This is a genomic window from Mesorhizobium sp. ESP-6-4 (assembly GCF_020164735.1).
Classification (GTDB): domain Bacteria; phylum Pseudomonadota; class Alphaproteobacteria; order Rhizobiales; family Rhizobiaceae; genus Mesorhizobium.
The window spans coordinates 530051-542361 of sequence record NZ_JAIUGS010000001.1 but is presented as its reverse complement, the minus strand read 5'-3'; the positions used below and the strand labels follow the sequence as shown (position 1 = coordinate 542361).

At 63.2% G+C, this 12311-nt stretch carries 11 protein-coding genes and 1 other RNA gene; 4 read left to right on the top strand and 8 right to left on the bottom strand.

The window, feature by feature from the left end:
- The 7 genes from LB523_RS02430 to LB523_RS02400 form a co-directional block, all read right to left on the bottom strand.
- Entirely contained in the window at positions 1 to 291 is a 291-nt protein-coding gene (locus LB523_RS02430; protein WP_140839689.1) for a type II toxin-antitoxin system RelE/ParE family toxin, read from the bottom strand.
- Complete coding sequence (locus LB523_RS02425; protein WP_224600993.1) at positions 288 to 572, bottom strand: type II toxin-antitoxin system ParD family antitoxin; 285 nt, start codon at positions 570 to 572, stop codon at positions 288 to 290. The genes LB523_RS02430 and LB523_RS02425 overlap by 4 nt, the downstream gene beginning before the upstream one ends.
- Positions 573 to 728: 156 nt before the next feature.
- Positions 729 to 1125: RNase P RNA component class A (gene rnpB, locus LB523_RS02420), an RNA gene on the bottom strand.
- Between the two features lie 136 nt (positions 1126 to 1261).
- Positions 1262 to 1963, bottom strand: a complete 702-nt coding sequence (locus LB523_RS02415) for a lytic transglycosylase domain-containing protein (protein ID WP_224600776.1) — start codon at positions 1961 to 1963, stop codon at positions 1262 to 1264.
- 185 nt (positions 1964 to 2148) lie between these two features.
- Positions 2149 to 2916, bottom strand: a complete 768-nt coding sequence (locus LB523_RS02410; protein WP_095768982.1) for an N-acetylmuramoyl-L-alanine amidase — start codon at positions 2914 to 2916, stop codon at positions 2149 to 2151.
- Positions 2913 to 3632, bottom strand: coding sequence for a J domain-containing protein (locus LB523_RS02405; protein WP_140839681.1), 720 nt, complete (start codon positions 3630 to 3632; stop codon positions 2913 to 2915). The genes LB523_RS02410 and LB523_RS02405 overlap by 4 nt, the downstream gene beginning before the upstream one ends.
- Before the next feature lie 134 nt (positions 3633 to 3766).
- Complete coding sequence (locus LB523_RS02400) at positions 3767 to 3979, bottom strand: hypothetical protein (protein ID WP_095768981.1); 213 nt, start codon at positions 3977 to 3979, stop codon at positions 3767 to 3769.
- 175 nt (positions 3980 to 4154) lie between these two features.
- On the opposite strand from LB523_RS02400, the gene LB523_RS02395 reads away from it, so the two are divergent.
- The 3 genes from LB523_RS02395 to LB523_RS02385 are packed head-to-tail and all read left to right on the top strand — an operon-like array spanning position 4155 to position 9780.
- Positions 4155 to 7787 (top strand): hydantoinase B/oxoprolinase family protein, encoded by a 3633-nt coding sequence (locus tag LB523_RS02395; protein WP_224600775.1) that lies wholly within the window; start codon positions 4155 to 4157, stop codon positions 7785 to 7787.
- Between the two features lie 32 nt (positions 7788 to 7819).
- On the top strand, positions 7820 to 9118 hold the full coding sequence (locus LB523_RS02390; RefSeq protein WP_224600774.1) for a DUF3419 family protein: 1299 nt from the start codon (positions 7820 to 7822) through the stop codon (positions 9116 to 9118).
- Complete coding sequence (locus LB523_RS02385; RefSeq protein WP_224600773.1) at positions 9115 to 9780, top strand: SAM-dependent methyltransferase; 666 nt, start codon at positions 9115 to 9117, stop codon at positions 9778 to 9780. The genes LB523_RS02390 and LB523_RS02385 overlap by 4 nt, the downstream gene beginning before the upstream one ends.
- Before the next feature lie 9 nt (positions 9781 to 9789).
- Here the strand turns inward: LB523_RS02385 and LB523_RS02380 are convergent, their stop codons facing one another.
- Positions 9790 to 11172 carry a serine hydrolase domain-containing protein gene (locus LB523_RS02380; protein WP_224600772.1) on the bottom strand — a complete coding sequence of 461 codons (1383 nt, stop codon included), beginning with the start codon at positions 11170 to 11172 and terminating at the stop codon, positions 9790 to 9792.
- Between the two features lie 287 nt (positions 11173 to 11459).
- Between LB523_RS02380 and LB523_RS02375 the strand changes: the two genes are divergently transcribed.
- Positions 11460 to 12251 carry a GH25 family lysozyme gene (locus LB523_RS02375; RefSeq protein ID WP_095768977.1) on the top strand — a complete coding sequence of 264 codons (792 nt, stop codon included), beginning with the start codon at positions 11460 to 11462 and terminating at the stop codon, positions 12249 to 12251.
- The last annotated feature ends 60 nt before the right edge of the window (positions 12252 to 12311 follow it).

The following is a 12311-nucleotide window of genomic DNA, read 5'->3' as shown; positions in this document are numbered from 1 at the left end:
CTATATCAGGTCGTCAGCCTCGATTTTGCGTCGGCCATGCAGGACGCGAAGGATTTCGATCGCGTCGTTGCCAATCCGATAAAACGTAAGATACTCCCCGACAACGAGGTGGCGGATGCCCGGCAAGATATCATCGCGCGGCGCGCCTGATTGGGGATGAAGGGTCAGCAAATCCCATCGCCTCTGAAGAGCTTCCACAAAACGGACTGCGGCGTTTGGGTTGCGGGCAGCGATGTAGTCGCCGATAGTTTCGAGGTCCACCAATGCCTGTGGAAGCAGGCAGTACTTCACTCGTCAGCGCCTTTGGCTTCCGCCATCTTCGCATATTTGGCGCGCAATCGCTCCATTAAGGGGGGGCCGTCCAGCGCAGGTCCGCTGTCGATGCCTTCCTGCACCAGTTCCCGCAATTCCTCGACGGTATAGCCGAGCAAGTCGCGCCGCTCCTTCCATTGCCTGAGCGCATCGCGGATCACCTCGCTGGCCGAGGCGTATTCGCCAGCCGCGACGACATCGTCGACCGCGGCCGCCAGTTCCGGTGAAAGCGTGATACTGCGTTTATCGACCTGGCCCATGATGCACTCCTGCTCTTCCGTATGGTACGATTTAATCGCACCAGCTTCAAGGACGGGTTCGACCACGCCGCCGAAGCTGTCTTGCAGAATAATTGAATCGGAAGATACGCCTGTCGGCGTAACCTCCTGATGCCGTTCATCTATCGCTACGAGAAAAATGCCAGCTGGCCTGTAAGCCGGGTTCTGTATGGCCCTCGCCTCGCGGCGAGAACGTGGCGGCCATTCATCTTGGGCGCATGTTGCCACGCGCCTCACGCAACCTACCCGGACGGTGGGCCGGAAACAGCCCTCGAAGGTTTCCCCTCGCACCGCCCCTATTCGGTTTTGCTCCCGGTGGGGTTTGCCCTGCCGCTTCTGTTGCCAGTCGCGCGGTGGGCTCTTACCCCACCCTTTCACCCTTGCCGTGGCCGAAGCCGCGGCGGTTTGCTTTCTGTGGCACTTTCCCTGGGGTCGCCCCCGCCGGCCGTTAGCCGGCACCGTGTCTCCATGGAGCCCGGACTTTCCTCACCCGCAACCTTTCGGCACGCGCGGGCGCGGCCGCCCGGCCAGCTGACAAGGGCGTATAAAGGGATTCCCGCCTGAAAACGCAAACGAAAAAGCTGTTGCCGTCGCCCAAATGCGCAGCGGTTTGGGACAACGACGCGCTTGAAACAGACACGCGTCGCCCAAATCCACTTCGGCGGACGATCTTAGGCCGGCGAACCCAGCGCTGCCATCTGCACCTTCACCTTGCTGCAATAGGCGGCCGAAATCGGATTCATCCGCGTCGCGCCGTGACCGGCATTGTATTTCAGGATCGTGCCGCAGGTGGTGCCACCGCCAAGACCCTGCGCCATGGCGAGGTACTTCATGCCGTATTTGATATTGGTGTCGGGATCGAACAGTCCCTTGGCGGAACCGGTGTAACCCATCATGCGCGCCGTGGCCGGCTTGATCTGCATCAGGCCGATCTCGCCGGCGCTGCCGACCAGATTCGGCCGGTAGTTGCTTTCGATCTTGATGACGGCGCTGGCCAGGGACACCGGCACGCCGTAGCTCGCGGCATAGCGGGCAATGATCGACGAATACTGGCCGCCGCCGGGTGCGGCGGATGTCGCCAGAGCGATCTTGCCCGCGGGGATCGAGGCTGTCGTGGTGAGATCGATCGTCTTTCTGCCGCGCTTGGCGCGCTTGGCCGTCGATTTCGCCGCCCTGGTCGTGGCGGCCTTCTGCAGCTTAGCCGGGGCTCTCTTGATCTTTGGCGCTTTGTTCGCCGGGGCAGCCTTGGTCGTCGGGGCGACGGCAAGGCCGTTGTCTGCCCTGAGGCTTAAGGGGGCGCTGTTTGCCGGACTGAAGGCAAAGCTTATTACTCCGGCAGCAACGGCTGCCGTTACAACGGTCAATTTCTGCATGTAATCCTGTTCTGTTAGAACCGCGCGAAGAACTTCGCGCAGTTGTGTCAATTCAACATCGGAGCATCAGAGGGGCTAGACGTCCAACAACTTGCGGGAGAGGCATTTGGCGGCGGAATTGGCGGCAATGAAGGCGGCGCAATTCACTTTAAGTAACGGGTTGTAATTTAATGACCTTATCGCGACTATTTGGCAGAGGCTGCCGTGACGGAAGTCAGGAGCCTCTGCAGCGTGCGGATCGTCGAATTGTCGGCCACGCCATCCACCAGCCGCCGCCGGAAATGCCGCTGGAACGCCGCCACCGCGATTTCCGTCTGCCGGTCGTAAATACCCGATATCTCAATACCATAGCCATAGAGCGCCAGCATCGACTGCAGCGCCTCGACACCGGAACCGGTGTCGCCGGCCTTCAACGCGGCGCCCGGTTTTATCGGCGCCGCCGGTACGAGGTGGCCGATACCGGCCGCGAACAGCGCCTTCCACGGAAATTTTTCGCCCGGGTCGACCTTGCGGCCCGGCGCCACGTCGGAATGGGCAAGCACCCTTGTCGCTGGGATGGAATAACGGCCCACGATGCCCGCGCACAAACCGATCACGGCATCGATCTGCCGCCTCGGGAAGGCTTTGTAGCCGAGTGAATGCCCGGGATTGACGATCTCGATACCGACCGAACAGGAATTGATGTCGGTGCGCCCGAGCCAGGAGCTCTTGCCGGCATGCCAGGCGCGATCGCTCTCGCGCACCATCTGGATGATGCGGCCATCCTCGTGGACAAGATAATGCGAGGACACTTCACTTGCTGGATCGCACAGCCACGCCTCGGCGCCGGCGCCGGTTGCCATGCCGGTATAATGCAGCACGATCATGTCGGGCCGGAGCGTCTCGCGGCGCGGACCGAAATTCGGCGACACCCGGACCTCGGCACCTGGCTGGTCGGGCAGGAAACCGCTCATGCGTGCCTGAGGCCCCGCTCGATCATTTCATAAGCGGCATTGATCGCCGCGACCCTGGTCGTGGCGATCTTGATGAATTCCTGCGGCAAGCCGCGTGCGATCAACCTGTCGGGATGATTGTCCGAGATCAACTTGCGGTAGCGTTTTCTGATTTCCTCGAACGGCTTGCCGCGCTCGATGCCCAATACGACGTAAGGATCGGCGGCGCCGAGATTGACGTGCCTGGACAGGATCGTCTCGTAATGCGCCTCATCGATCCGGAAAATCTCCGCGATCCGATGCAGGAACTGCCCTTCCCGCTCATGGATCAGGCCGTCAGCCTTAGCGATATGGAATAGGCCGTCGAGTATGTCTTCCAGCATCATGCAGTTGGCATGGCCGGAACCGCAGAGTTGCGCCATGCGCCGCGCGTAGGTCTCGAACCCGGCGACGTCCTGCTTGGCGATGTCGTAAAGCCGCGCCACGTTGCGCGTCTCGCTCGGCGGCACCTCGAAGATGTCCTGGAAGGCGCGCACCTCGTCCTGGGTGACGATGCCGTCGGCCTTGGCCATCTTGGCCGAGAGCGCGATCATCGCCACCGAGAACGCAACGCGCCGGCGCAAGTCCGGATCGCCGGAAAACACGGTGCGCACAGCTTCAACAACATCCGCGACGCCCGAGGACGCCGATGACGAAACACGAGCGATAAAGTCGCCAAGGCGGTCCCAAATCGACATGTCGGCTTCATAGAGCGAACCGGGCGGTTCTATCAAGCCGGGACGATGCCGCAGCTGACTGGCGATGCGCGGGATCGACAGCGCAAAAAAGAAGGCCGGCAGTGCCGGCCTTCTTCGGTATTGTGGGACGGCCCTTACTGCGCAGGCGCGGTAGGAGCCGGTTTTGTTGCCGGAGCCGGTTCAGCAGGCTTCGAAGCGTCGGGCGACGCCGGTTTCATCGGCTGTTCGTTGGCCGGCGGATTGGTGCTCTGGGTGGTGGTATTGTCAGTGCCGGTGCCACTGTCGCTACAAGCCGCGACCCCCAGCAGGGCGAGCGCCGAGACCGACGCCAGAATGAGCTTCTTCATGCTATCTCTCCTTCGACAGACGCTCACATTTCGGTGAGCGGTCGCAGGGGAAATGCATCAGCCAGCTGCCGGTTTCGTAACGTTGCATTTCCACGTGTAACATCAACTTGCGATTGCTGGCGCCGAAATCCCGAACTAACACAACATACGCCCAAAGAGATTACGGATAAGCAGAATGCCGGCAGCCGTGGGAACTGGGAAATGGGACTTCTGGATCGACCGCGGCGGCACCTTTACCGACATCATCGGCCGTGATCCGCGGGGCCGGCTGCACCCCCGAAAACTCCTGTCCGAAAATCCCGAGGCGTATGCGGATGCCGCCATCCAGGGCATCCGCGACCTGTTGGGCCTGAAAACCGGCGCCGCCATCTCCGCCGACGCGATCGGCGACGTCAAGATGGGCACGACCGTTGCCACCAATGCGCTGCTCGAGCGCAAGGGCGACCGCGTGCTGCTGCTGATCACCAAGGGTTTTCGCGACGCATTGCGCATCGCCTATCAGGCGAGGCCGGACATCTTCGCCAAGGAGATCATCCTGCCGGAGCAGCTCTATGAGCGCGTCATCGAGATCGACGAGCGCGTGCGCGCCGACGGCTGCGTCGAACGCCTGCTCGACATCGCGGCCTGCCGCCCGGCGATCGAACAGGCGAAGGCCGACGGCATCGATGCGGTCGCTATCGTCTTCACGCACGCCTGGAAATATCCGGACCACGAAAAGGCCGTGGCGAAAGTCTGCCGCAAGATCGGCTTCAGCCAGATCTCGGTCTCTCACGAGGTCTCTCCGCTCATCAAGCTGGTCGGCCGCGGCGACACCACCGTGGTCGACGCCTATCTGTCGCCGATCCTGTCGCGCTATGTGCAGCGCGTGGCCGGCGAACTGGGCGCCGGACCGCGCCTGATTTTCATGATGTCGTCGGGCGGCCTCACCGCCGCCGACATGTTCCAGGGCAAGGACGCGCTGCTTTCGGGACCGGCGGGTGGCGTCGTCGGCATGGTCGAGACGGCGAAGCTCGCCGGCTTCGAAAAGGTCATCGGTTTCGACATGGGCGGTACGTCGACCGACGTCGCCCACTATGACGGCGAATATGAGCGCGCCTTCGACACCGAGGTCGCCGGCGTTCGCATCCGCGCGCCAATGATGCGCATCCACACCGTCGCCGCCGGCGGCGGCTCGATCCTGCACTATGAGGCGGGCCGCTTCCGCGTCGGCCCGGATTCCGCCGGCGCCAATCCCGGGCCTGCCGCCTACCGGCGCGGCGGCCCGCTCGCCGTCACCGATGCCAATGTCATGCTCGGCAAATTGCAGTCCGATTTCTTTCCGGCGATTTTCGGCGCGGGCCAAGACCAAGCGCTCGACATCGGCACGGTTGGCGAAAAATTCGCGGCGCTTGCCGCCGAAATCGGCGACGGCCGGACGCCCGAGGCGGTCGCCGAAGGCTTTGTCACCATCGCCGTCGAGAACATGGCCAACGCCATCAAGAAGATCTCGGTGCAGCGCGGTTATGACGTCACCGAATATCTCTTGAACTGTTTTGGCGGCGCCGGCGGCCAGCACGCCTGCCTGGTCGCCGATGCACTCGGCATGGAGGCGGTGCTGATCCATCCCTTCTCCGGCCTGCTTTCGGCTTACGGCATCGGCCTCTCGTCGGTCTTCGCCACGCGCCAGCAGGGTCTGCTGCAGCCGCTTGCCGAAGAATCCCGCGCGGCGATCGAGGCGCTCATCACGGCACTGCGCGGCGACGTCATTGCCGAGCTCGGCGAGCAAGGCATTGCCGGGGACGCGATTTCAACGAGGCCTGTCCTGCATATCCGCTATGACGGCACCGATACGGCGCTGCCGGTGAATTTCGAGCATGGCTCGATCTTCCGCGCCAGAAGCGATTTCGAGGCCGCGCACAAGGCGCAGTTCGGGTTCGTCTATGACGATAAGCCGATCGTCGTCGAGACCGTCGCCGTCGAAGGCATGGAAGTCGCCCGACAGGACAAGGCTGAAGCCCCGGCGCTCGCCGGACCGGCAGGAATTGACGCCAAACCCTTGGAAAGCCGGCGCATCTACACCGAAGGCCGCTGGCACGAGGCCGGCGTCTATCGCCGCGAAGGCCTGCGGCCGTCCCACACGGTCGCCGGGCCCGCGCTTATCATCGAGCCGAACCAGACCATCGTCGTCGAGCCGGGCTGGCGCGCCGAAATCACCGGTCTCAATCACGTCGTGATACGCCGGACAGAAAGAAAGGCGCGTGCCGCGGCGCTCGGCACCGAGGCCGATCCGGTGATGCTGGAAGTCTTCAACAATCTCTTCATGTCGATCGCCGAACAGATGGGCGTGACGCTGCAGAACACCGCCTATTCGGTCAACATCAAGGAACGGCTCGACTTCTCCTGTGCCGTGTTCGACCGCCATGGCGCGCTGGTCGCCAACGCGCCGCATATGCCGGTGCATCTGGGTTCAATGGACCGTTCGGTGGAGACAATCATCCGCTTGAACTCCGGCGATATCCATCCCGGCGACGTCTTCGCGCTCAACGCGCCCTATAATGGCGGCACGCATTTGCCCGACATCACCGTGGTGACGCCGGTGTTTGACGACGCCCGCAAGGAAATCCTGTTCTGGGCGGCCTCGCGCGGCCATCACGCCGATGTCGGCGGCACCGCGCCGGGCTCGATGACGCCGCTTGCGACAACGGTCGACGAAGAAGGCGTGCTGTTCGACAATTTCCGCATCGTCGATCGCGGCCGCTTCCGCGAGAAGGAGCTGGAAACGCTGCTGACCGACCATCCTTATCCGGCGCGCAATCCCGTCCAGAACATCGCCGACTTGAAGGCGCAGATCGCCGCCAACGAAAAGGGCGTGGCGGAGCTGCGCAAGATGGTCGCGCATTTCGGGCTCGATGTGGTCGAGGCCTATATGGGCCACGTGCAGGACAATGCCGCCGAGAGCGTGCGCCGCGTGATCGAGCGACTTCCCGACAGCGCGGCGTACGAATATCCGACCGACACCGGCCAGGTGATCAAGGTGAAGATCACCGTCGACCGGCCAAGGCGCGAGGCGACCGTCGATTTCACCGGCACGTCGCCTGTCATGAAGAACAACTTCAACGCGCCGGAGCCCGTCGCCCGCGCCGCGGTGCTCTATGCGTTCCGCGTCATGGTGGAGGACATGATCCCGATGAATGCCGGCTGCCTCAGGCCGATCAACATCGTTATTCCGGATGGTTGCATGCTCAAGCCGTCCTATCCCGCGGCCGTCGTCGCCGGCAATGTCGAGACCTCGCAGCATGTCACCAACGCGCTGTTCGGCGCGATGGGCGCGATGGCCAACGCCCAAGGCACGATGAACAACCTCACCTTCGGCAACAAGAAATACCAGTATTACGAGACGATCTGCTCCGGCTCGCCGGCCGGCCGGATGAATTCGGGCCGGGGCTTTGCCGGCACCTCCGGCGTCCATACCCATATGACCAATTCGCGCCTCACAGATCCGGAGGTGCTGGAACTGCGCTTCCCCGTCGTGCTGGAAGACTTCCATATCCGCAAGGATTCCGGCGGCAAGGGCAAGTGGAATGCCGGCGACGGCACCAGGCGCACCATCCGCTTCCTCGAAAAGATGGAATGCGCGATCCTGTCCTCGCACCGCAACCGGCCGCCCCAGGGCCTCGACGGCGGCGGTGACGGCGAGGCGGGCTCGACCAAGGTCAGGCGCAATGACGGCTCGGTCGACATCCTGAAGGCCTGCGACCAGACCACGCTCGATGCCGGCGAGACCGTCATCGTCACCACGCCGACGCCCGGAGCGTTCGGAAAAGCGTAAGAACAGCGTCAACAGGCTGTCACCTGCCTGTCATGCCGCTGCGCTACCGGCTTGCGCCAAAGCAAACGGGGAATCACCTTTCCATGTCGGACGTATCCGGAGAACTCGTTTATCGTCGAGGCAAGGAAGTCGGAAAGGCCGTCTACCAGAACCGGGCATTGTCGAAGGACGGCATTTCCGAGCGGCTCTTCGCGTTCCTGTTCTCCGGCCTCGTCTATCCACAGATCTGGGAAGATCCCGATGTCGACATGGAGGCCATGCAACTTGGCGCGGGGCACCGAGTCGTCACGATCGCCTCGGGCGGCTGCAACATCCTGGCTTACCTGACCCGCACGCCGGCCCGGATCGACGCCGTCGATCTCAACGCCGCGCATGTCGCGCTGAACCGCATGAAGCTGGAAGCGGTGCGCCACCTGCCGTCGCAGGGCGACCTGTTCCGCTTCTTCGGCGCCGCCGGCACCAGCCACAATTCCGATGCCTATGATCGCTTCATCGCGCCGCATCTCGATCCGGTCAGCCGCCATTACTGGGAACGCCGCAACTGGCGCGGCCGGCGCCGCATCTCGGTTTTCGACCGTAACTTCTACCAGACCGGCCTGCTCGGCCTGTTCATCGCCATGGGCCATCGCGTCGCAAAACTGTTCGGCGTCGATCCCGCCGGCATCATGAAGGCCGGGAACATCGGCGAGCAGCGCCGCTTCTTCAACGAGGAACTGGCACCCGTCTTCGACAAGAAGCTGCTGCGCTGGGCGACCTTGCGCAAAGCTTCGCTGTTCGGCCTCGGCATCCCGCCGGCACAGTATGACTCGCTGATCACATCCGGCGACGGCTCGATGGCGAGCGTGCTCAAGGCGCGCCTTGAAAAGCTCGCCTGCGATTTCCCGCTCAAGAACAATTACTTCGCCTGGCAGGCCTTTGCCCGACGCTACCCTCAACCCGGCGAAGCGGCGCTGCCTGCTTATCTGGAAGAGCGCAATTATAAGACGATCCGCGACAACATCGATCGCGTCGCCATCCACCACGCCAATCTAATCAAGTTCCTGGCCGCCAAGGATGCCGGCACCGTCGACCGCTTCGTCCTGCTCGACGCGCAGGACTGGATGACCGACGACCTGCTCAACGCGCTGTGGACCGAGATCACCCGCACGGCCTCGGCCGGCGCCCGCGTCATCTTCCGCACCGCGGCCGAACCGAGCCTCCTGCCCGGCCGTGTCTCCAGTTCGCTGCTCGACCAATGGACCTACGAGGCCGACGCCTCGCGCGAATTTTCGGCAAAAGACCGCTCGGCGATCTATGGCGGCTTCCACCTTTATGTGAAGCGTCCCGCATGAGCACGACGGAGCTGCCGGCCAGCCATGCCGAACTGATGGACGGCGTCTACCGCTGGCAGCGCCATATCTATGACCTGACCCGCAAATACTTTCTGCTCGGCCGTGACCGTCTGATCGACGGGCTGGACGTGCCGCAAGGCGGCACCGTGCTGGAGCTTGGCTGCGGCACCGGCCGCAACATTGCGCTTGCCGCCCGCCGCTATCCGGATGCGCGCTTCTTCGGTTTGGACATCTCGGCCGAGATGCTGGAGACGGCTAGCGCGGCCATTGCTCGCGAAGGCCTGTCCGACAAAGTCAGGCTGTCGCGTGGCGACGCAACCGACTTCGATGCCATGGCTCTCTTCGGCATCGAGCGCTTCGACCGCGTCTTCATCTCCTATTCGCTATCGATGATCCCCGGTTGGGAAAAGACCGTATCGGCCGCCCTTGCCGCGCTCGCCTCTGGTGGTTCGCTGCATGTCGTCGATTTCGGCCAGCAGGAAGGCCTGCCGCGCTGGTTCTGCGCCCTGTTGCGCGGCTGGCTGCGGAAATTCCATGTCGCGCCGCGCGCCTCTCTGCGCGACGTGCTTGAATCGGAATCGCAGCGCACCGGCGCAACCTTCCGTTTCAGAACGCTTTATCGCGGCTATGCTTATCTTGGCGTGATCGGATCCCGCAAATAGCAAACGCGATCAGTGCAGGGCCTTTACCAGCGCGCTGACCATCGCTTGTGGCCGATAGCCAAACTTGCCCGGCGTCAGACCTAGCCTCACCACCACCAACTGCTCGGACGGAATGATCGCCACCGTCTGGCCGTCATGGCCCTCCATCCAATAGGTGTCCTTGGGCAGGCCTGCAGCGACGCCCGCGCCGGGATTTTCTTCATCGCCCGGCCCCTCGATCCAGACCTGGCCTTTGCCATACACCTTTGAGGCCGGTGCGGCCTCGCGCATCCAGTCGACGAAACCGGCAGGCAGGATCTGGTTTCCGTTCCAGGCGCCGCCCTGCAGCAGGAACTGGCCGAAGCGAGCCCAGTCATGCGCCGTGGCATAGAGATAGGACGAGCCGACGAAGGTGCCTTGCTCGTCGGTCTCGAGCACCGCGCTCTTCATGCCGAGCGGATCGAACAGCGCCGTACGCGGCCATGCCAACGCCTTCGCCTTGTCGCCGATCGCGTCCTGCCACAGCCGCGACAGCATCACCGCCGTACCGCTCGAATAGGAAAACACTTTTCCCACCTCGCCGGTCAGAGGTTGGGCCGCGGCGAAGTGAGCCATGTCCGGTTCGAGATAAAGCATGCGCGTCACGTCAGCGACGTCGCCGTAATCCTCGTTGAACGCCAGCCCGCTTGACATCGCCATCATGTCGGCAAGGCTGATGGCGGCGCGGCCATCGGCCTTCCACGGTGCGAAGAGCCCCTTGTTATCGAGCGCCAGCTTGCCGTCCCTAACCAGCGTGCCGACGATCGCGGCATTCACCGTCTTGGTCATCGACCAGCCAAGCAGCGGCGTCTTGGCCGAAAAGCCCTCGCCATAACGCTCCGCGATGATCCGGCCGTTCTTCACCACCACGATGGCGCGCATGCCGGTGCCGGCCATGGCGACATCGTCGACGATCTTCGCGACTTCGGGGTGCTGCGAAGCATCGACCCGCTCGCCATCGGGCCAGAGCGCGTCGGGTTGCGCCGCGGTCGGCGGCGCGGCGCGCAGCGACGTCTGCCTTGCCTTGCCGGTGTCGCCGTCGGCAACCGACGCGCAACCGACGCCGTCGCGCTCGACCGCGACACTCTTGCCGAAAACCCAAAGCAGGCCGGCCGAAACCAGTCCCCTTTCCTTGTCGACGGAGACCTTCATCAGCTTGAGCAGCGGATGGCCTGGTGCCTGCACATCGACGGCCAGGACCTCTTTGGCGTCGCGGCCGGCGATGAAGACGTTCGAGCAGACGATCTTGGCCGAGTAGCCGGAGCCGACGCGGATGAGTTCTGGCGGCGCGAAATAGAGCCAGGCGAAGAGCGCCGCCACCGCCAGGATCACAAGCCCAAGCAGCCATTTGATGAACTTCACGACGGTCCGCATCTTTCCCCGCCTTATGGATTCGCCGGCTCGATTTATGTCATCGATTTGCCGCCATTGCTTCCGCAAAATCGCCGGCGTCGTCGAGCGTCGTCAATGGATTATCAACCATGTTCGGCGATCAAATGATCCCATGTCGCCCAAAAGTGCGCAGCGGTTTTGGGATAACGATTTGGACGGAATAAATCGGGACGGTCCTGTGGGGAGATCGTCCGGAGGGGGCCCGCGTAAGCGACCGCCATCAATGAAGGACCCATCAGCGGCCGGCTGATCCCGGCTCGGGGGATATCATGCGCCGTCTTGCGGCCATCCTGATGCTTACGTTGCTGGGCGCCTGCTCGACCGTGGAGGACCTCTCACCATTGTCGCCGTCGTCGCAGACGGTTGCTGTGCGCGCGCCCAAATTCGAGGACTCCAAGCCGCATGAGTGGGACAGCGGCGCACCGTGGACCTACGCCATCCACGGCACGGATGTCTCCAAATACCAGACCTCGGTCGACTGGCCGACCGCCAGGGCCAGCGGCATCTCCTTTGCCTTCATCAAGGCGACGGAGGGTGGCGATCGTTTCGACGACTATTTCAACGAGCACTGGGCGCGTACAAAAGCGGCCGGAATTCCGCGCGCCGCCTATCATTTCTTCTATTTCTGCACGCCGGCGGAAACCCAGGCGCGCTGGTTCATCGCCAATGTCCCGCGAGACCCGTCGGCGCTGCCGCCGGTGCTCGACATGGAATGGAACCCGAAATCGCCGACCTGCAGGCTGCGTCCCGATCCGGCCACCGTGCGCAGCGAAATGACCGTCTTCCTCCAAACGGTCGAGCGCTACTACGGCAAGAAGCCGATCATCTACACCTCGGTCGACTTCTTCGACGACAACCAGTTGGCGACCTTCCGCGGCTATCCCTATTGGCTGCGCTCGGTCGCCGGCCATCCGCGCGAGAAATACGGCAGCCACCCCTTCACCTTCTGGCAGTACACCGGCACCGGCATCGTGCCAGGCATGACCGGCAAGTCCGACATCAACGTCTTCAACGGCTCGGAAGCTGCCTGGAAGAAGTGGCTGCGGCAGAACACCCGTTGACATCGGCCGCCGCGCCTGCTTTTCGACACGGCGGGCGGCGAAACATGCAACCGCTGGTAA

What these genes read in the sequence shown, in the direction of transcription:
- LB523_RS02410 (WP_095768982.1), bottom strand. Translation starts at nt 2,916, where the DNA reads ATGAGCGGTTTCCTGCCCGACCAGCCAGGTGCCGAGGTCCGGGTGTCG.
- LB523_RS02415 (WP_224600776.1), bottom strand. Translation starts at nt 1,963, where the DNA reads ATGCAGAAATTGACCGTTGTAACGGCAGCCGTTGCTGCCGGAGTAATA.
- LB523_RS02385 (WP_224600773.1), top strand. Translation starts at nt 9,115, where the DNA reads ATGAGCACGACGGAGCTGCCGGCCAGCCATGCCGAACTGATGGACGGC.
- LB523_RS02405 (WP_140839681.1), bottom strand. Translation starts at nt 3,632, where the DNA reads ATGTCGATTTGGGACCGCCTTGGCGACTTTATCGCTCGTGTTTCGTCA.
- LB523_RS02400 (WP_095768981.1), bottom strand. Translation starts at nt 3,979, where the DNA reads ATGAAGAAGCTCATTCTGGCGTCGGTCTCGGCGCTCGCCCTGCTGGGG.
- LB523_RS02390 (WP_224600774.1), top strand. Translation starts at nt 7,820, where the DNA reads ATGCCGCTGCGCTACCGGCTTGCGCCAAAGCAAACGGGGAATCACCTT.
- LB523_RS02395 (WP_224600775.1), top strand. Translation starts at nt 4,155, where the DNA reads ATGCCGGCAGCCGTGGGAACTGGGAAATGGGACTTCTGGATCGACCGC.
- LB523_RS02425 (WP_224600993.1), bottom strand. Translation starts at nt 572, where the DNA reads ATGGGCCAGGTCGATAAACGCAGTATCACGCTTTCACCGGAACTGGCG.
- LB523_RS02375 (WP_095768977.1), top strand. Translation starts at nt 11,460, where the DNA reads ATGCGCCGTCTTGCGGCCATCCTGATGCTTACGTTGCTGGGCGCCTGC.
- LB523_RS02380 (WP_224600772.1), bottom strand. Translation starts at nt 11,172, where the DNA reads ATGCGGACCGTCGTGAAGTTCATCAAATGGCTGCTTGGGCTTGTGATC.